The sequence below is a fragment of the Alicyclobacillus acidocaldarius subsp. acidocaldarius Tc-4-1 genome (assembly GCF_000219875.1).
Taxonomy (GTDB): domain Bacteria; phylum Bacillota; class Bacilli; order Alicyclobacillales; family Alicyclobacillaceae; genus Alicyclobacillus; species Alicyclobacillus acidocaldarius_A.
The window spans coordinates 2,064,266-2,082,473 of the sequence record NC_017167.1 but is presented as its reverse complement, the minus strand read 5'-3'; the positions used below and the strand labels follow the sequence as shown (position 1 = coordinate 2,082,473).

The 18,208-nt window shown below is 65.0% G+C and carries 18 protein-coding genes; 16 read left to right on the top strand and 2 right to left on the bottom strand.

The window, feature by feature from the left end; all coding sequences use genetic code 11:
* The first annotated feature begins 10 nt into the window (after positions 1 to 10).
* The 3 genes from TC41_RS10055 to TC41_RS10045 all read left to right on the top strand — a co-directional run bounded on the left by TC41_RS10055 (position 11) and on the right by TC41_RS10045 (position 2,620).
* A complete protein-coding gene (locus TC41_RS10055; RefSeq protein ID WP_014464939.1) occupies positions 11 to 1,318 on the top strand; it encodes an MFS transporter in 1,308 nt (435 codons plus the stop codon).
* 186 nt (positions 1,319 to 1,504) lie between these two features.
* Positions 1,505 to 1,804 carry a hypothetical protein gene (locus TC41_RS10050; RefSeq protein ID WP_014464938.1) on the top strand — a complete coding sequence of 100 codons (300 nt, stop codon included), beginning with the start codon at positions 1,505 to 1,507 and terminating at the stop codon, positions 1,802 to 1,804.
* Positions 1,805 to 1,843: 39 nt separating this feature from the next.
* Positions 1,844 to 2,620, top strand: a complete 777-nt coding sequence (locus TC41_RS10045) for an SDR family oxidoreductase (protein ID WP_014464937.1) — start codon at positions 1,844 to 1,846, stop codon at positions 2,618 to 2,620.
* Here the strand turns inward: TC41_RS10045 and TC41_RS17070 are convergent.
* The gene (locus tag TC41_RS17070) at positions 2,617 to 2,745 is read right to left on the bottom strand and encodes a hypothetical protein (protein ID WP_014464936.1); all 129 of its coding nucleotides are present in this window, start codon (positions 2,743 to 2,745) and stop codon (positions 2,617 to 2,619) included. The two genes, TC41_RS10045 and TC41_RS17070, sit on opposite strands and share 4 nt — an antisense overlap.
* 133 nt (positions 2,746 to 2,878) lie before the next feature.
* On the opposite strand from TC41_RS17070, the gene TC41_RS10040 reads away from it, so the two are divergent.
* Positions 2,879 to 3,796, top strand: a complete 918-nt coding sequence (locus tag TC41_RS10040) for a 3-hydroxyacyl-CoA dehydrogenase family protein (protein ID WP_041695312.1) — start codon at positions 2,879 to 2,881, stop codon at positions 3,794 to 3,796.
* Here the strand turns inward: TC41_RS10040 and TC41_RS10035 are convergent.
* A complete protein-coding gene (locus TC41_RS10035) occupies positions 3,721 to 5,154 on the bottom strand; it encodes a methyltransferase RsmF C-terminal domain-like protein (RefSeq protein WP_014464935.1) in 1,434 nt (477 codons plus the stop codon). The genes TC41_RS10040 and TC41_RS10035 overlap by 76 nt on opposite strands.
* Before the next feature lie 67 nt (positions 5,155 to 5,221).
* Here TC41_RS10035 and queF point away from each other — a divergent pair, with 67 nt between their 5' ends.
* From queF to TC41_RS09975, 12 genes are all read left to right on the top strand, one after another.
* On the top strand, positions 5,222 to 5,575 hold the full coding sequence (gene queF / locus TC41_RS10030) for a preQ(1) synthase (RefSeq protein WP_008341475.1): 354 nt from the start codon (positions 5,222 to 5,224) through the stop codon (positions 5,573 to 5,575).
* 88 nt (positions 5,576 to 5,663) lie between these two features.
* Positions 5,664 to 6,755 carry a YheC/YheD family endospore coat-associated protein gene (locus TC41_RS10025; protein WP_014464934.1) on the top strand — a complete coding sequence of 364 codons (1,092 nt, stop codon included), beginning with the start codon at positions 5,664 to 5,666 and terminating at the stop codon, positions 6,753 to 6,755.
* Positions 6,756 to 6,823: 68 nt separating this feature from the next.
* Positions 6,824 to 8,059 (top strand): hypothetical protein, encoded by a 1,236-nt coding sequence (locus TC41_RS10020; RefSeq protein WP_014464933.1) that lies wholly within the window; start codon positions 6,824 to 6,826, stop codon positions 8,057 to 8,059.
* 202 nt (positions 8,060 to 8,261) lie between these two features.
* Positions 8,262 to 8,972 (top strand): CoA transferase subunit A, encoded by a 711-nt coding sequence (locus TC41_RS10015; protein ID WP_014464931.1) that lies wholly within the window; start codon positions 8,262 to 8,264, stop codon positions 8,970 to 8,972.
* A gap of 26 nt (positions 8,973 to 8,998) precedes the next feature.
* Positions 8,999 to 9,661: a CoA transferase subunit B gene (locus tag TC41_RS10010; RefSeq protein ID WP_014464930.1), complete on the top strand. Its 663-nt coding sequence runs from the start codon at positions 8,999 to 9,001 to the stop codon at positions 9,659 to 9,661.
* A 28-nt stretch (positions 9,662 to 9,689) separates the two neighbouring features.
* Positions 9,690 to 10,877: an acetyl-CoA C-acetyltransferase gene (locus TC41_RS10005; protein ID WP_014464929.1), complete on the top strand. Its 1,188-nt coding sequence runs from the start codon at positions 9,690 to 9,692 to the stop codon at positions 10,875 to 10,877.
* Between the two features lie 37 nt (positions 10,878 to 10,914).
* Positions 10,915 to 12,888: an acetate--CoA ligase gene (gene acs, locus TC41_RS10000; protein WP_014464928.1), complete on the top strand. Its 1,974-nt coding sequence runs from the start codon at positions 10,915 to 10,917 to the stop codon at positions 12,886 to 12,888.
* 126 nt (positions 12,889 to 13,014) lie between these two features.
* Positions 13,015 to 14,148, top strand: a complete 1,134-nt coding sequence (locus tag TC41_RS09995; protein ID WP_014464927.1) for an acyl-CoA dehydrogenase — start codon at positions 13,015 to 13,017, stop codon at positions 14,146 to 14,148.
* An 11-nt stretch (positions 14,149 to 14,159) separates the two neighbouring features.
* Entirely contained in the window at positions 14,160 to 15,500 is a 1,341-nt protein-coding gene (locus TC41_RS09990; RefSeq protein WP_014464926.1) for an acetyl-CoA carboxylase biotin carboxylase subunit, read from the top strand.
* Between the two features lie 12 nt (positions 15,501 to 15,512).
* Complete coding sequence (locus TC41_RS16885) at positions 15,513 to 15,728, top strand: acetyl-CoA carboxylase biotin carboxyl carrier protein subunit (protein ID WP_041695311.1); 216 nt, start codon at positions 15,513 to 15,515, stop codon at positions 15,726 to 15,728.
* A 19-nt stretch (positions 15,729 to 15,747) separates the two neighbouring features.
* Entirely contained in the window at positions 15,748 to 16,653 is a 906-nt protein-coding gene (locus tag TC41_RS09980) for a hydroxymethylglutaryl-CoA lyase (protein ID WP_014464924.1), read from the top strand.
* 39 nt (positions 16,654 to 16,692) lie between these two features.
* Positions 16,693 to 18,195, top strand: a complete 1,503-nt coding sequence (locus tag TC41_RS09975) for an acyl-CoA carboxylase subunit beta (protein WP_049784426.1) — start codon at positions 16,693 to 16,695, stop codon at positions 18,193 to 18,195.
* Positions 18,196 to 18,208: the final 13 nt, after the last annotated feature.

The window sequence follows — 18,208 nt, the reverse complement described above, 5'->3', positions numbered from 1 at the left end:
GGGCGAAATCATGGCCCAGGTCGGCCTCCATCCTTCCGCCCGGCCGCGCCCGACGGTTGCGAAGAAGACCGCGTACGCCGCCAATCAGATTGCCGTCAACATGCTGTGGCAGGCGTTCAACGCGGTGGCCGTGTATGACTACGTGGCGTATCACGGCGTGTCTGCGGTGCGGCTGTCGAGTGGCCTCATCGTCTATGGCGTGCTGAACGCCATTTTCAATCTCGTGGCGGGCCACGTGAGCGATCGCACCAGGACGCGCTTCGGACGGCGCATTCCGTATGTCGCCATTGCATCCATCCCGTACGCCGTGTGCTTCGCGCTCTTGTTCTCTCCGCCCCACCTCACGCAGACAGGTCTCGTCGTGTACTTTCTCGCCATGACGTTTTTGTTCGACCTCGCCTTTACGTTCGCCGCCCTCAACGCGAACGCGTTGTACCCGGAGATGTATACTGATCCTCGGGACCGCGCGTATGTGTCGGCGCTCCAGCAGGTCTTTGGCATCGTTGGGCTCATCGCCGGCGTCGCCCTGTCCAAATCACTCGGTCAGTCCCTTGGCTGGTCTCGCATGGCGTGGATCTTCGCCGCGGTGGCCATCGCCTCCATGTACGTGTCGCTCTGGGGCAGCTTTGAAACGGGCGATCCCGTCGAACCCTTTCGCTGGCGCGAGGCGCTCTGGGAGACGTTTCGAAATCGAGCGTTCATCTGGTATGTCGTCGCGAGCTTCCTCGTCCAGTTCACGACCACGCTCTTCACCACGGCGTCCTCGTTCTACACATCGTACGTGGTGTCCCTGAGCCCCTTGCAGAACTCGCTTTTTCTCGGCGGCATCTTCGTCGTCGCGATGCCGGTCGCCTTTGTGTGGGCTCGGGCAGCCATCCGTTACGGCGCGGCGCGCTCGGCCATGGTCGCCATTGCGCTGTACGCGTGCATCGAGGCGCTCCTGCTCGTCGATCGGTCGCCTGCTTCCGTGCTCGCAACCGGCCTTTGCCTCGGCGTCCCCGTGGCGGGGTTCATGGTCCTCTTGAACATGCTCATGGCCGAAGTGATCGATCTCGACGCGAGCCGGACAGGCCGCCGACGCGAAGGGATGTATTTGGGCGTGAACGGGTGCATCGTGCGCCTCGGCCTGTCCCTGCAGTACGCCGTCATGGCCATCTTTTTCGCCGTCTCAGGGTATCGCGCGGGCGCGAACGTGCAACCGCCGAGCGCGGTGGAAGGATTTCGCCTCTTGCTTGGCCTCGTTCCGGCGCTGTTTCTCGCAGGCGCGTTCCTGTGCATGCGGATCTACCACCGCGTGCAAAGCGGTGCGGTGTCGTAGGCTGGGCGGCGGCCCGACCCGCGCTCGTCGCGTTTGGGGCTGGCTTCGCACCTGTAAAACCCGTACAATGAGTGGAAATTGGGTCGAGGCCTGTGCCCTTCTGCGCGGCAACCCTTCCGTTCCGTCCATCCCTTTCGCTCCTTTGCTGCGTACCGTACAACAAACGCGGCAAAGGAGGGATGGATCGTGGCGGATCTGCGCGAGGTCGCGCGAAATTATATCGGCCGGCCCGTTGTTGTGCACACGCACAACGGCATACACCGCGGCATCCTGCACCACGTGGACGATCGCGGCATGTACCTGCGCGTGTACCGTCCAGGCGCGCGCGTGATGGGCTTCGACGGCGAGCCCGACATTCGCACACTCGATCAAGCGCCGCAATCGCTCGACGCCGAGACGGCGTGGTGGCTCTGGCCGCTCATCTTCATTCCATGGGCTGTGGCTTTAGCACTCGCACCTTGGTGGTGGGGACCCTGGTGGTGGTGAGGGCCCCCTCCCACCGCACGCTCGAAAGGGGGACAAGCTGTGGCGAAAGTGGTGTTCATCACGTCCGGCGCGAAGGGGCTCGGCCACAGCATGGTGCTCACGCTGGCGAAATCCGGCTGGGACGTGGCGTTTACATACGGGAACAGCCAGCAGGAAGCGGTGGCGCTCGCGAGACGCGTGGAGAACGCGGGCCGCCGCGCCCTGCCCCTCCACTGCGATCTGTTCAGCTCCGACTCGATTCAGGCCGCGGTGTCGGCTGCCAAGGGTGCGTTGGGCGGGATCGACGCGGTCGTCCACAACTTTGGGCCTTTTGTGTTTGAGCGCAGGCCGCTCGCGGACTACGACGATGACATGTGGCGCCAGATGATGGACGGCAATCTGACGAATTTCTTCTGGTTGTACCGAGCCACCGTGCACGACATGCGCGCTCGGCGGTTTGGCCGCTTCGTCACTATCGGGTATGACGGCGCAGGCGAAGCCCGAGGATGGCGTTATCGGGCCGCGTACGCAGCGGCGAAATCCGGACTTGCGGCCCTCACGCGTTCCATCGCGCGGGAGGAGCGCATGTACGGCATCACGGCCAACATGGTGTGCCCGGGGGACATCCGCGGCGAGGACAAGATGCGGATGATTGAAGACGTGAAAGATGTGCGGACGGAAGAAGGATTGCGGCCGCCGGTGGGAGAAGACGTAGCCCGCGCGGTGGAGTGGTTCTTGCGCGAAGATAGCCAGGAAGTGAATGGAACCGTACTCGAGGTCACCGGCGCCCGCGAAATCGTGGCGAAGGACTCCTTCCCGCGCAGGCCCGAACCCTAGGACTTGGATTCCTCGTCGCCGCCATTGCGCTGTTTCAACGAGCGCCTGAGGCCGTCTGAAAGACGCCAGGTCAGGTACGCGGCGAAACAGGCCGCAGCGATGAGATACGCCGTGGTTTCGCGCATCCCGGGGGCCTCCTCTCATCTGGTGAACGGATTCTGCGTCAGCATTTCACAGGTTTCGAAGGATTCGAGCTTCCTATACCATCAATTCGGCCAAAGGGAACCGCCTGGGCCTTGGGCGGAAGGAGGAAGGTCGGTGGACGTTCAATCCGTCGGAGTCATCGGGGCGGGCTTCATCGGCCGTGGCGTTGCGATGGCAGCCGCGCTGGGCGGCATGCGGGTGCATCTGTACGACATCAATGAAGACGTGCTCGAGCGCTCGCTGCTTCACATGGGGCAGCGGTTGGCGGCGCGTTCGCGCCACTACGGCCTGACGCCCGGCGAGATGGAGGAAGTCCTTCGGCGCATCCGCACCGTGACTCGGCTCGAGTCCGCCTGCGCGGCCGATCTCGTCGTCGAAGCGATTCCGGAGGACTTCGAGGCCAAGCTGGCCGTGTGGCGCGAGATTGATGGGTTCGCCCCGGGTCGGGCCGTATTAGCCACCACCACCTCGACATTCTCCATCACGGAGCTCTCCGGCGCCACCTCCCGGCCGGAGTGGTTCCTGGGTCTTCATTTTCCACAGCCGCCTACGTCGTCGCGCGTGGTCGAGGTGGTGCGCGGATATGTCACATGCGAGGAGGCGCATCATCTCGCGCTGCGATTCTGCAAGCGCGCGGGGCTCACGCCCATTCAGACCATCGACGTACCGCCGTTTCTGGTGCAGCGCCTCCTCATTCCGTTTATCCACGAGGGCATCCGCGCGCTGCAAGAGGGCGTCGCCAACGCGAGCGACATCGATGAAGCCATGCGGCTCGCGCTGCAGCACCCCGTAGGCCCCCTGCAACTGGCGGATCGCATGGGGCTGGATCACGTCCTCGCCATCAGCGAGAAGCTCGCCCGGGAGACCGGGGACAGCCGCTACCTTCCGCCGCGCCTGTTGCGCCAGATGGTGCGGGCGGGCAAGCTCGGGCGGAAGAGCGGAGAGGGGTTTTACGTCTACGAGGAAGACGCGACGGCTCCGGCGAGCGCGGCGAGCGATTCAATGCGCGTGGAGCGCAGGCCTCTTGGATAGAGGTTATTGAGCCGCCCCGGCGCTCGCTTGGCAAACCCCAGAGGGAATCCTTCGTGGACCACGGCGCAGAAGGGGGCCTCGGGATGGCGCCCGTCCGGTGCCGCCAGCGGCTCGCCGGCAAGGTACCGGATGGCCGTCTCCTCGTCGATCTCGACCGTCTCCCGAAACCCGCCGAGCGGAATGAGGCGCGACGCCGCGTGGTGCGGGACGAACACCTGTCCCTTGCGCTCCGCGAGCGGTGGCCCTGGCCGCAGGACGCGGAGGGAGGGCACGGCGAGATCGCCGAGCAGGTCGGCGAACACGACCGTCTTGTGGGTGCAGGTTCGCCGCCACGCGGGAGGCACCTCCGTCAGCAGCGACGCCAGCCACGCGTCCCACGTTTTGTCGGTTGAGGCCGCCGTGGTTCTGGAGCGCCTTCGGGGCTTGTCAACCACCGGCTCGCACAGGCGGAAGCGCGCCACGAAGTGCCCCTCGCCTCGCCCGACGTGAGGCCAGAGGCGCTTGGCGAGGCGAACCTCCTCGCGGTCGGCCGCCCAGTCGCTCCGGGCAGGGCGCCACTCGGGCCAGTCCGGCAGCGGCTCCAACTCCACAGGATAGTGCTCGAGCAGCCACAGCACCACTTGTTCGTTTTCCAGCGGATTCAGCGTGCACGTCGAATACACCAGCCGCCCGCCCGGCTTGAGCATCGTGAGCGCGTGGCGGAGAATCTCTTTTTGCAGCGCCTGGAACCGTTCTGGCGCATCGGGGCGCCATTCCGCGCGCACGGCCGGATCCTTGCGAAACATGCCTTCGCCAGAGCATGGGGCGTCCACCACGATGGCGTCAAACGCCTGCGGCCACGCCGCGGCGAGCGCTTCGGGCGGTTCGTTCGTGATGGCGCACGGGGCGCCCACGCGCTCGACGTTTTCGGCGAGGGCGAGGACGCGATCGCGATGGATGTCGTTGGCGACGAGCTGAGCGCCGCCACGCCGCGCCGCCAAAAGTGCGGCGTGTGTCGTCTTGCCGCCTGGCGCGGCGCACAGGTCGAGGATTCGCTCGCCTGGCTGGGGATCGAGCGCCACGGCGACGGCCATCGCCGACGGATCCTGAAGGTAAAAGGCGCCCGCCTGGTGCAGCACCGTGTAGCCGAGCGACGGGCCGGGGGCGAGGTAGAAACCGTCTTGCGCCCACGGGACGACGTCTGCCAAGAACGGCGCGAGGCTGTTCGGCAGACCTCCATCAGGCCGCGCGACCGCCGCGTAGCGAAGCCCGCGCCAGGGCTTCCCGGAGAGGGCGGCGACGAGATCTCGGGCCTCGGCGCCCAGCCAATGCTCCATCTGTTGCACGAAGGCTGTCGGAATGTCGGGTGGATTGCGCATCGGTCGATCCTCCTCGCTTGTCCGCGCGCAACTCGAACGTTAGAATGCCAAAGGGGTGAGATTCTCCATGTTGAACCAGCCGTCGAAGACGCTCGTGACCGTGCCGAATCCCCATCCGGATCGCCGGTACACGGTGGAGATGGAGACGCAGGAATTCACGACACTGTGCCCGATGACGGGCCAGCCGGACTTCGCGACCATTTACATTCAATACGAGCCGGATCAGAAGCTGGTGGAGCTCAAGTCGTTGAAACTGTACCTGTGGAGCTATCGCAACGAGGCGAGCTACCACGAGGACTGCGTGAACCGCATTCTGAACGACTTCGTGGCCGCCGCAGAGCCGCACTACGCCAAGGTCGTGGGCGACTTCACGATTCGCGGCGGAATTCACACCAAGGTGACCGTAGAATACCGCAAATGACGGGAAAACGCGATCGCGGGTGGGCGATCGCGTTTTCGCGCGAACCCGCACCTCTCGCATACCATGAATCGAATGCGAGGGGATTCGCGTGACGGATCATCATGAAGGATTATGGCTTGGCATCGCCACGACGGCCGTTCCGCACGGCGGTCGTCGTAGGTGGAGTCCTGGCGTCCATTACCGGCGCATCGCGCGTGCCGCCAGGCGTCACGGCCTGCGGGTGTGCGTGTTCGATCCCGGCCGGCAGGCGGACTGGTCGCGCCTCTCGGCCTTCGCTCCTGTCGATCGCGACCGGCCAGACGGGGCGTGGGAACCCGTCTCGCTGCGATTTCCCGACGTCGTGTACGAAAACGTCTATGTGCATCTGGCGGTCAAGGGTTACAGCGCGCCGCTCAGGGCGGAGGCGCATCGCCGCGGCGTGCCGCTCTTTAACCCAATGTTACCTGGGAAGTGGCAGATGATACGCTTCTTACGCCGGGCTCGGTTGGACCACTTTGTACCCGAGACGGAGGCGTTGACCACAGCCGAGGCACTGTGGCGAGCGCTGGAGCGCTGGCAAACCGTGTACGTCAAGCCGAGCGGCGGCTATGGCGGCGTCAACGTGCATCGCCTTGAACTGCTCGCGAACGGCGGCGTCCGCGCCCGCGCGGACCGGCGAGGCGGACGCGTGCGGCACTGGGAGCGCGTGATGGACCGGTCGCACCTCGCCACTTTTGTGCGCTCGCTCCGAGGCAGGTATCTGGTGCAGCGGGGGCTTCGCCTCCTGCGCGTAGGCGGGCGCAAGGTCGACTTTCGGGTGGTGCTGCACAGGGACCACCGGGGCGAATGGCAGCTCATTGGCGTCGTGCCGAAGCTCGCCGCGCCAGACGGCGTGGTGACCAACATCATCGCGGGCGGAGAGCGGTGGACGCTTGAACGGCTTGTATCCGCGGCCAAGCGGGAAGGCAAGGAAGTACCCGTGGAGTCACTCGTCCGCGCGGCCCAAACGATTGCCGAAGCGCTGTCCCGCCGGTATCCGACGCTCGGTCTCGTCGGCTTCGACATGGCCGTCGAGGAGGACGGAAGCGTCCGGATGATTGAGATGAACCCCAAACCGGCTCGTTCGCTTCTGGATCGGCCGATGCTGGAAAAGCTGGCCGCCTGCCAGGCGGGCTTTGCTCGCTGGCTGACACGGCGCTGAAACTCATGTGGAAACGCCCACCTCCCTCCCGAAGGCAGCGTGATACAATCGGGCCAGGAGGTGTGCCCATGGAACCATCCATCTCGACTTGGGTGCGGGAAGCCGTCGATCGAGTCCGGGTTGTCGACATGCACACGCACCTGTTTCCGCCCTCGTTCTCCTCGCTCTGGCGCTCCGGTGCCGATCACGTCCTCACCTATCATTACCTGATCGCGGAAGCCATCCGCGCGGGCGGCCGCTCACCGGAGTGGTTCTACGGACTGCCCCTTCGGGAACAGGCGGCGTGGGTGTACGAGCAGATCTTTGCCCGCACGAGTCCCCTGTCTGAGGCGGCGATGGGCGTGGTGGCCATCGCCCAGGCGTTCGGCGTGGATCTGCAACAGGACGGGATCGAAGGGCTTCGGGAAGCGCTGCAGCACGAGCCGAGCGAGCCATACGCCGAACGCGTGTTTCAACTCGCGGGAGTGGATCAGGTGGTCATGACGAACGATCCACTCGATCCCGCCGAACGCGCGCACTGGCTGGCGGGAGATCCCGTTCATCCGCGCTTTCTTGCTGCGCTGCGCCTGGACTCCTTTCTCGGGGACTGGGGCGCCCTTCGGACTCGTCTCGCAAATGCGGGCGTCTTCGTGTCTCAGTCCGCAGACGCGCCCGATCTCGCCGAGGTGCGCCGCTTTCTCGAGGACTGGTTTGGCCGAATGCGGCCTGTGTACCTGGCATTTTCGGCGCCGCCCGAATTCACCTACCCGAGCGAAGAGGCCCCCGGGCGCGTGCTCGACGCGTGCATCCTGCCGGCTTGTCGCGCGAATGGCCTGCCCCTTGCGCTCATGATAGGGGTGCGCAGGCAGGTGAACCCAAGGCTCAGGGAGGCAGGCGACGCCAGCGGACGGGCGAACCTCGCGGCAGTCGAGCGCCTCGCCGCCTCGAACCCCGATGTACGCTTCTTTGTTACAGTGTTGTCGCGCGGGGATCAGCACGAGCTCGTCGTATTGGCCCGCAAGTTTGCGAACGTGATCCCGTTCGGCTGCTGGTGGTTCGTGAACACGGACACGCTGACGCGCGAGATTTCCGCGATGCGCCTGGAACTCCTGGGGCCCACGTTCGTCCTGCAGCACTCGGATGCGCGCGTCTTGGAACACCTGGTGTACAAGTGGAAGAACGCCCGTGCGCTCGCAGTGGACGTATTGGTACACAAGTATACGAAATTGGCCGAGGAAGGGTGGCGCGTGACGCGCGACGAGATCGGGGGCGTGGCCGAAAGGCTGTTCCGCGGCAACTTCCTCGATGCGGTGCGGCCCGTGTGAGGCGCCGAGGTGCCAAGGCCAGGTGCGGCTCTCCGCGAGAGCCGCGCCGCGGACTCGAGCTTGCCGGGACGTCACTTCGGGGCGCGGAACGCTGCCTCCTTCGGTCTAGCGCGCCTCCTCGCGCTTCTGTTAGAATGAAAACGCTTACTCGTTCTGGAGGCACCACGGCGCCTCGCGCCTTGGTCGAAGAGGAGTGAGGTTCATGGGTTCCAACAAGGTGTATGAGTCGGCAGAGGCGGCAGTCGCAGACATTCCCAATGGCGCGACGCTACTTGTCGGCGGCTTCGGGCTGTGTGGCATTCCGATGGCACTCATTCAGGCTCTGCGAGATCGGGGCGTGTCCGATCTCGTCTGCGTCAGCAACAACTGCGGCGTGGACGACTGGGGGCTTGGCATCTTGCTTCAGACGCGGCAGATCCGCAAGATGGTGTCCTCTTACGTCGGCGAGAACAAGACGTTCGAGCGCCTGTTTTTGAACGGCGAGCTCGAGGTGGAACTCGTTCCGCAGGGGACGCTAGCCGAGCGCATTCGCGCGGGCGGCGCGGGCATCCCGGCGTTCTACACGGCCACCGGCGTTGGGACGACCGTCGCCGAGGGCAAGGACGTGCGGGCGTTCGACGGGCGCGAGTACGTGCTGGAACGGGCCATCACTGGGGATTTTGCGCTCATCAAGGGTTGGAAGGCCGACAAGCTCGGCAACGTCATCTATCACGAGACGGAACGCAACTTCAACCCGGTGATGGCGACGGCTGCCAAGGTCACCATCGTCGAGGTGGAGGAACTTGTGGAGCCAGGCGAGTTGGATCCCAACTTCATTCATACGCCAAGCATTTACGTGCATCGGATTGTCGTGAATCCGAACCCCATCAAGCGGATCGAGCGGCGGACTGTCCGGCCGCGTCCTCAGGCATGACGCTGTGAAAGGAAAGGTGATGGTGGATGCCGCTCACGCGCGATCAAATCGTCCGGCGGGCCGTTCAAGAAATTCGCGACGGCGACTACGTGAACCTCGGCATTGGCATGCCGACCCTCGCGGCGAACTACCTCGATCCCAGCCGCGGGGTGATGCTTCATTCCGAAAACGGTCTGCTTGGCATCGGCCCCTATCCCTACGAGGGCGAGGAGGATCCGGATCTCATCAACGCGGGCAAGGAGACGGTCACGGCGGTGCCAGGCGCCGCGTTCTTCGACAGCGCGGAGTCGTTCGCCATGGTGCGCGGCGGCCACATCGACATCGCCATCCTCGGCGCCATGGAGGTCTCGGAATTTGGCGATCTCGCCAACTGGATGATCCCCGGCAAGATGGTCAAGGGGATGGGCGGCGCGATGGATCTCGTCCACGGCGCGAAGCGCGTCGTGGTCACGATGGAGCACGTGAACAAGAATGGCGAGCCGAAGATCCTGAAGACCTGTCGCCTGCCACTCACGGGCCGGAGGGTGGTGCACCGAATCATCACGGACTACGCCGTGATGGACGTGACAGAGCAAGGGCTTCTCTTGCGTGAGGTGGCGCCCGGCCACACCGTGGAAGAGGTGCAGCGCATCACCGAACCCGAACTCCACATCCCGTCCGAGGGTGTTCGAGTGATGGACGTCGAGTGATCACGGGCTACATCAGGAGGGATGGCATGTGCAAGACGTAGTGATTGCAGGGGCCGTGCGGACGCCCATCGGAACGTTCCAGGGCAGTCTCTCGCTGCTTTCGGCGCCGGATCTCGGCGCGGCCGTGATCCGGGAATCGCTGCGGCGCGCAGGGGTTGAGTCGAAAGCGGTGGACGAAGTCGTGATGGGCAACGTGCTCCAGGCGGGCGTCGGCCAGAATCCCGCGCGGCAAGCCGCGATGCGGGCGGGGATCCCCGAAGACATCCCGGCGACGACGGTGAATATGGTGTGCGGATCCGGCCTGAAGTCGGTCATGCTCGCGGCGCAAGCCATCCGCGCTGGGGACGCGGGCGTCCTGGTGGCGGGCGGCATGGAGTCGATGTCGAACGCGCCGTACCTGCTTCCAGGGGCGCGCGACGGCTACCGCATGGGCCATCGCGAAGTCGTCGACAGCATGATCAGGGACGGCCTCTGGTGCGCGTTTTGCGACATCCACATGGGCGTCACCGCCGAAAACGTGGCGAACCGCCACGGCATCAGCCGGGAGGATCAGGACCGTTTCGCCCTCAGGAGCCAGATGCGCGCCAAGGAAGCGATGGAGGAAGGCCGCTTCAAAGAAGAAATAGTGCCCGTCTCCGTGCCGCGGCGGAAGGGCGATCCGGCCTTGGTCGACCGCGACGAACATCCGCGCCCCGACACGACGTATGAGGCGTTGGCGAAACTGCGGCCCGCGTTTCAGGCAGACGGCACCGTGACCGCCGGCAACAGCTCGGGCATCAACGACGGCGCGGCCGCCATGCTGGTGCTTGGCCGGGATCGCGCCGAGGAGCTTGGCGTGAAGCCGATGGCGCGCATTGTCAGCTACGCGAGCGTCGGTCTTGACCCAAGCGTAATGGGCCTCGGTCCCATCGAGGCGACGCGCCGGGCGCTCAACCGGGCCGGGCTTTCCGTGGACGACCTCGACCTCATCGAGGCGAACGAGGCGTTTGCGGCCCAGGCGCTCGCGGTGGCTCGCGAGCTGTCGTTCCCGGATGACAAGTTGAACGTGAACGGCGGCGCCATCGCGCTCGGTCACCCCATCGGCGCGAGCGGAGCGCGCATCTTGGTCACGCTCCTGTACGAGCTCGAGCGCCGAGGCGGCCGTTTCGGCCTCGCTACGCTGTGCATCGGCGGAGGACAGGGCGTCGCCATGGTCGTGGAACGCCTTTCGCGTTGACAAACGGGCGCGGCCATCACCCTGAGGAGGGATCCTCGTGGCAGACGAAGTGTTGAGCATGATTGCGAACGCAAGGCTGATCCCGCCACCGGAGGCCTACGCGGCTCGGTCGTATCTCTCGAGCTACGAAGAGTACCGGGCGAGATATCAGGCGTCCATCGACGATCCGGCGGCATTCTGGGACGAGATCGCCGACGAGTTGGTCTGGCAGCAGCGCGGGAAGACGGTCATCGCGGGCGAGCTTCCCGACTTTCAGTTTTTTCCCGGCAGCTACATCAACGTCTGCGAGAACTGCGTGGATCGGCACGCGAAGCATCCGATGTACCGAAACAAGGTGGCGCTCTTCTTCGAGGGGGAGGACGGCGAGCGCCGCAGCGTCACGTACCTCCAGCTCCAGGATGCCGTGTCCCGGTTTGCGAACGCGCTCCAAGATCTCGGGCTGCGCCAGGGCGACGTGGTCTGCGTGTACATGCAGAATCTCATCGAGACCTACGTCGCGCTCTTGGCGTGTCTGCGCATCGGCGTGCTCTACAACACGGTGTTTGCGGGGTTCTCCGCCGAGGCGCTGCGCGAGCGGATTGTGCGGTGCGGCGCGAAGGCCGTCATCTGTGCCAACGGCAGCCTCAGGCGCGGCAAGGTGCTGCGGTTGAAGGAAACCGTCGATCGGGCGTTTGAAGGCGTGGAGACGGTGGAGCACGTGATCGTCTACCGACGCCTGCCGGATCTCGACACGCCGATGACGCCGGGGCGCGATCTCGACTTTGAGTCGCTCGTCGAGGGCGCATCCCGGGACTGCCCGCCGGCCCTGCTGGAGGCGAACGAGCCTGCGTTTCTCATCTTCACGAGCGGGACCACCGGTCGCCCCAAAGGCATCGTCCACGCCGGCGGAGGATTTCTGCTCGGAACCTACGCGTACACGAAGTACCAGCTCGACCTCCGACCCGAGGACGTGTACTGGAACACAGCGGACATCGGCTGGCTGACATCCCACATCTTCGTCCTGGTCGGCGGCCTCGCCTTAGGCACCACGACCCTCCTGTACGAGGGCGCGCTCGATTGGCCGAAACCGGGCAGGCTATACGAGATGATCGAGCGATACCGCGTCAACAAACTGTTCTCGGCACCCACCGCCTATCGGATGATGATGAAACACGGCGAGGACATCGCGCGGCAATACGACCTGTCGTCGCTTCAGCTCTTGGTGTCGGTCGGAGAGCCATTCAATCCCGAGGCGTGGCACTGGGTCCGCCGCGTTGTGGGCGGTGACGTCGCTGTAATCAACAACACCTGGGGCCAGACCGAGACCGGTGGAACGCCGCTCGCGCTGTTGCCCGGCGCGGTGCCGATGAAGCCCGGCTCGTGCGGCGTGCCGTTCTTTGGGCACGATCTCGCCGTGGTGGATGAAGAGGGCCGAGAGGTGCCGGACGGTGTGCCTGGATACCTTGTCATCCGCTGTCCGTTCCCGTCTCTTGCACGCGACGTGTACGGCGATCGAAGCCTCTATCTGAACGCGTACTTCTCGCGCATGCCAGGCCTTTACTTCACCGGCGACAGCGCGGTGCGGGATGCAGACGGCCACTTCTGGGTGCTCGGCCGGGTCGACGACGTGATCAACGTGTCGGGCCACCGCATCAGCACCATGGAAATGGAGAGTTCGCTCATCCAGCATCCGGCCGTGGTGGAGGCGGCGGTCGTGGGCGAGCCTGATGACGTGAAGGGACAGGTCCCGGTGGCGTTCGTGACCCTCGAGCGCGGGTGGGAACCAAAGAGCGACCTGGAGGCGGAACTGAAGGCGCGCGTCGTGGCGGACATCGGTTCGTTTGCGCGGCCGGCGCGCGTGTATTTCGTGGAAGCGATGCCGAAGACGCGATCGGGCAAGATCCTGCGGCGGATGCTGCGCGAGATTTTGCAGACCGGCGAAGTGAAGGGAGACGTCACCGGCCTGGAGGACTGGGAGGTCGTGGAACGGCTTTTGCACGATCTGCGCGAGCGGGCGCCGGGCGGTGAATGATCGAATCGATCGGAAAGGAATGGCGGCATCCCTAGCGATTGTGGCAAACTGTGCGTTTCAAAATTGATTGCAAGCGCTTGCTTATTCGGCTACAGTGAAAGGTGAGAGCGAAGGGAGAGAGACCGCGTGGACTTTGATCTCACCCCGGAACAAAAGATGATTCGAGATACGGTTCGCGAGTTTGCGGAGGCCGAGATCGCGCCGCACGCCGCGGAGTGGGATAGGACCGAGCACTTTCCCATCGAGGTGTTTCGCAAGATGGGCGAGCTCGGCTTTCTCGGGCTGCCCATCCCGGAGCAATACGGCGGCGCGGGCGCCGACATGATCTCGTATTGCCTGGCGGTGGAGGAGATCGGGCGCGCCTGTGGCGGAACGGGGCTCAGCTACGAGGCGCACGTGTCGCTGGCGTGCACGCCGATTCTGCTCTACGGGACGGAGGAGCAGAAGCAGAAGTACCTCGTCCCCATGGCGCGCGGCGAGGCGCTCGGCGCGTTTGGCCTGACGGAGCCTGCCGCCGGATCGGACGCCGGAGGGACGCGGACGACGGCTGTCCTGGAGGGCGACGAATGGGTCATCACGGGCAACAAGATCTTCAACACGAACGGCGGCTATGCGAAGTACGTTGTGCTCACCGCGGTGACGGATCCGGCGTCGCGCGGGATCAGCGCGTTCATCGTGCCGACGGATGTCGAGGGCTTCTCCGTGAGCAAGCCGTATGAGAAACTGGGCATGCGGGCGTCCAACACGGTGGAACTGATTCTCGATCACGTCCGCGTCCCGAAGGAGAACCTACTCGGGCCGCTGAATGCCGGGTTCAAGCAGTTTCTCTCGACGCTGGACGGCGGGCGCGTCGCCATCGCGGCTCTGGCGGTCGGGATCGCGCGGGCGGCGTTTGAGACGGCTCTCGCGTACGCCAAGACGCGCGTCCAGTTCGGGCAGGCCATCAGCAAGTTCCAGGCGATTCAGCACAAGCTCGCCGACATGGCCATGCACATCGATCTCGCGCGTAATGCGGTGATGAAGGCCGCGTGGCTGAAGGATCAGGGCCGGCCGTACACGCTCGAGGCGTCGTACGCCAAGCTGTTTGCGTCCGAGATGTGCACGCGGACGTGCGAGCAGGCGATTCAGATCTTGGGCGGGTATGGCTACATGCGCGAATACCCGGTGGAGCGGCACTATCGCGACGCGAAGTTGATCGAGATCGGCGAGGGCACGTCGGAGATTCAGCGCCTGGTGATCGCGCGCCAGCTGGGCTGTTAGGAGGGGACGGCATGTTTGCCAAGGTGTTGATCGCGAATCGAGGCGAGATCGCAAGGCGCATCATTCGCACCTGCAGGCGCCTCGGCATCGCGACCGTCGCCGTCTATTCCGACGCGGACGAGAAAGCGCTTCACGTCCGCGAGGCAGACGAGGCCGTGCGCATCGGCGAGGCCCCGGTCGCGAAGAGCTACCTGAACATCGAGGCCATCCTGCATGCGGCCGAGCAGACTGGCGCCGAGGCCATTCACCCGGGCTACGGACTGCTCAGCGAAAACGCCGATTTTGCGCGAGCCGCGATGGAACGGGGCATCCGCTTCATCGGGCCTTCGCCCGAAGCCATTGCGGCCATGGGCAGCAAGGTGGCGGCGCGGGAGACGGTGAAACGCGCGGGAGCTCCCGTCGTGCCGGGGAGCGAGGGCGCGGTGGCGAGCGTGGAGGAGGCGGTTCGCATCGCGGCCGAGATCGGCTATCCGGTCATGCTCAAGGCGTCGTACGGCGGCGGCGGGATCGGCATGCAGGTGGTGAACTCAGAGGAAGAGCTGCGCAAGGCGTTCGCGTCAAACTCCGCGCGAGCCAAGGCGTACTTCGGCAACGGGGAGATGTTCCTCGAGAAGCGCGTGCAAAGGCCGCGACACGTGGAGATCCAGGTCTTGTGCGACGGGCATGGACATGGCGTCTATCTTTGGGAGCGCGAGTGCTCCATCCAGCGGCGTCATCAGAAGGTCGTCGAGGAAGCGCCGTCCCCGTTTGTCGACGAGGCGCTTAGGCGGAGGATGGGAGAGGCGGCGCTCGCTATCTGCCGGGCCATCGGCTATGAGAATGCGGGCACGCTCGAATTTCTCGTCGATGAGGAGAAGCATTTTTATTTCCTCGAGATGAACACGCGCCTGCAGGTCGAACACCCTGTCACCGAGATGATCACCGGGCTCGATCTCGTCGAATGGCAACTTCGCATCGCCGCCGGCGAGCCGCTCGGGTTTGGGCAGGACGACATCCGGCGCGACGGCCACGCGATTGAGTGCCGGGTGTACGCAGAAGATCCCGAGAAGATGCTGCCGTCCCCAGGCACCATTGCGCGCATGGTGTTGCCTGAAGGCGAGGGCATTCGCAACGATGTGGGCGTGGAATCGGGCTCGGAGATCACGCCGTTTTACGATCCGATGATCGGCAAGCTCATCGCCCACGGCCGGGACCGGGCTGAGGCCATCGATCGCATGAAGCAGGCGCTTGACGCGTATGTCATCGAAGGCATCCGCTCGAACCTGCCGCTGCTTCGGGCCATCATCGCCTCGGATCGGTTCGCCGCCGGCGACACGACGACCGACTTTCTGGAATCCTGGGGGAAGCGCTGAGGAGGGTGCGTCATGACAACTGTGCAGGCAACGATGGCGGGCATCGTGCTCCGCGTGCTGGCTCAGCCGGGCCAACGCGTCGAGGCGGGGCAGGACGTCGTCGTGCTGGAGTCGATGAAGATGGAGATCCCCATTCCGGCCGAACAGGCCGGCGTGGTGGTTGAAGTGCTCGTGAACGAGGGCGATTTTGTTAACGAGGGAGACGATCTTGTCCGACTGGAAGACTGATGCGGAAGAGGGCGATGGCATGGGAGAACGCGTGTGGCTGCGCGAGGTCGGGCCGCGGGACGGGTTGCAGAATGAACCGGGCGTGATCGCCACGGAGATCAAGGTGGAGCTCGTCGAGCGACTGATGGATGCGGGCGTCAGATTCATCGAAGTCTCTTCCTTCGTGCATCCGAAGTGGATCCCGCAGTTGGCGGACGCCGACGAGGTGTTCGCGCGGATTCGGCGCAGGCCCGGCGTGGAGCTGTCCGCGCTTGTGCCCAACGAGCGCGGGCTCGCACGAGCCTTGGCGGCGAAGGTGGACGCCGTGCACGTGTTCATGTCGGCGAGCGAGTCGCACAATCTGAAGAACATCAACAAGACCATCGCGGAGACGTATCCCGTGTTGCGCCCCGTGATCGAGGGAGCCAAGGCGGAGGGGCTCGTGGTGCGTGGGTACGTGTCTACCGTCTTCGGCTGCCCGTACGAAGGTAAAGTGCCGGTGTCGCAGGTCCTCTCCGTGGTCGAGCGCCTGCTGGAGCTGGGCGTCGACGAGGTGGCGCTCGGCGACACCATCGGCGTGGCGGTACCCACGCAGGTGGCGGAGGTCGTGCGCGAGGTGGAGCGCATCGTGCCTCTGGATCGCGTTTCGCTCCACTTCCACGACACGCGCGGGATGGCCATCGCCAACCTCTACGCGGGCTTTGTCGCGGGGGTGCGGCAGTTTGATGGATCCATCGGGGGGCTCGGCGGTTGTCCCTACGCGCCAGGCGCGTCTGGAAACGTGGCCATGGAGGACGTGCTGTACCTCTTGCATGGCATAGGCGCGGAGACGGGCGTCGACGCCGAGCGGTATCTGGACGTCGTCGCCTGGTTGGAGGGGAAGCTTAAGAAGCCCCTGTCGAGCCACGCGCGCCAAGTGGCGAGAAGCGCGTGTCAGGCAACGTGAGGGAGGGTTGACGCCGTGGCGGACGAGCGTTTGGAACAGATGCGAGCGCGCGCAATGGCTGGCGGCGCGGCGAAGTATCACGAGAAAAACCGAGAGCAGGGCAAGCTGTTTGTCCGCGATCGACTCAGGCTGCTCTTGGATGACGGCCTGGAGGTGGAGGACGGCCTGTATGCGAACTGCGCGGCGGACGATCTGCCGGCCGACGGCGTGGTGACCGGCATCGGGCGCATCCACGGGCGGAAGGTCGCCATCATGGCCAACGACAGCACGGTCAAGGCGGGGAGCTGGGGCGCGCGGACGGTCGAGAAGATCCTCCGCATCCAGGAGACTGCGGAGAAGCTGCACATCCCCTTAATCTATCTCGTGGATTCGGCCGGCGCGCGCATCACGGACCAGGTCGAGATGTTTCCCGGCAGGCGAGGCGCAGGGCGAATCTTCTACAACGAAGTTCGCCTGAGCGGTCACATCCCGCAGATCTGCTTGCTCTTCGGCCCGTCTGCGGCTGGCGGCGCGTACATTCCCGCCTTCTGCGATCTCGTCATCATGGTCGAAGGCAACGCGAGCATGTACCTGGGCTCGCCGCGCATGGCGGAGATGGTCATCGGGGAAAAGGTGACGCTCGAAGAGATGGGCGGCGCGCGCATGCACTGCACCGTGAGCGGGTGCGGGGACGTGCTCGTGCCTGACGAGCCGAGCGCCATCGAGGCCTGCAGGCGGTACCTGCGCTACATGCCGGATTCGTACCTCGGGCGTCCACCCATGGAAGATCCGCGCGATCCGGCGCCGTCACCGCGCAGGGCCTCGGAGATTGTCCCGAAGAACCCGAACGTGCCGTTCAACATGTACGACCTCATTGATCGGCTGATCGACGAGGGCTCGTGGTTTGAAGTCAAGGCGCTTTTCGCGCAGGAGATCATCACGGGGCTCGCGCGCATCGCCGGTCGGCCGGTCGGCATCATCGCGAACCAGCCGCGCGTCAAGGGTGGCGTGCTGTTCGTCGACTCCGCGGACAAAGCGGCGCGTTTCATTGCGCTGTGCGACGCCTTTCACATCCCCCTCCTCTTCCTGGCGGACGTGCCCGGGTTCATGATTGGAACGAAGGTGGAGCGCCAGGGCATCATTCGCCACGGGGCCAAGCTCATCGCCGCGATGTCGGAGGCCACCGTGCCGAAGATCTCCGTGATCGTGCGCAAGGCGTACGGCGCGGGGCTGTACGCGATGGCGGGGCCTGCGTTTGAGCCGGACGCCTGCATCGCGCTGCCCACCGCAGAGATCGCCGTCATGGGACCGGAGGCGGCCGTGAACGCGGTCTATGCCAACAAGATTGCGGAACTGGAGGAGCCCGAGCGGTCGGCGTTCGTGAAGGAGAAGCGGGAGGAGTACCGGCGCGACATCGACATTTACCGCTTGGCCTCCGAGCTCGTGGTGGACCACATCGTGGACGCGGATGAACTCCGGGACGAACTCATCCGCCGATTTGCGATGTACGAAGGGAAATCGGTCGCGTTCGGTCACCGGAAGCATCCGGTGTACCCGGTCTGAGGGGGGGAGACGG

Excerpts from the sequence above, each read along its gene's own strand:
- TC41_RS10055 (WP_014464939.1), top strand. The coding sequence starts at position 11 with ATGGCCCAGGTCGGCCTCCATCCTTCCGCCCGGCCGCGCCCGACGGTT.
- TC41_RS17070 (WP_014464936.1), bottom strand. The coding sequence starts at position 2,745 with ATGCGCGAAACCACGGCGTATCTCATCGCTGCGGCCTGTTTCGCCGCG.
- TC41_RS10035 (WP_014464935.1), bottom strand. The coding sequence starts at position 5,154 with ATGCGCAATCCACCCGACATTCCGACAGCCTTCGTGCAACAGATGGAG.
- queF (WP_008341475.1), top strand. The coding sequence starts at position 5,222 with ATGTTGAACCAGCCGTCGAAGACGCTCGTGACCGTGCCGAATCCCCAT.
- TC41_RS10020 (WP_014464933.1), top strand. The coding sequence starts at position 6,824 with ATGGAACCATCCATCTCGACTTGGGTGCGGGAAGCCGTCGATCGAGTC.
- TC41_RS10015 (WP_014464931.1), top strand. The coding sequence starts at position 8,262 with ATGGGTTCCAACAAGGTGTATGAGTCGGCAGAGGCGGCAGTCGCAGAC.
- TC41_RS10010 (WP_014464930.1), top strand. The coding sequence starts at position 8,999 with ATGCCGCTCACGCGCGATCAAATCGTCCGGCGGGCCGTTCAAGAAATT.
- TC41_RS09990 (WP_014464926.1), top strand. The coding sequence starts at position 14,160 with ATGTTTGCCAAGGTGTTGATCGCGAATCGAGGCGAGATCGCAAGGCGC.
- TC41_RS16885 (WP_041695311.1), top strand. The coding sequence starts at position 15,513 with ATGACAACTGTGCAGGCAACGATGGCGGGCATCGTGCTCCGCGTGCTG.
- TC41_RS09980 (WP_014464924.1), top strand. The coding sequence starts at position 15,748 with ATGGGAGAACGCGTGTGGCTGCGCGAGGTCGGGCCGCGGGACGGGTTG.
- TC41_RS09975 (WP_049784426.1), top strand. The coding sequence starts at position 16,693 with ATGCGAGCGCGCGCAATGGCTGGCGGCGCGGCGAAGTATCACGAGAAA.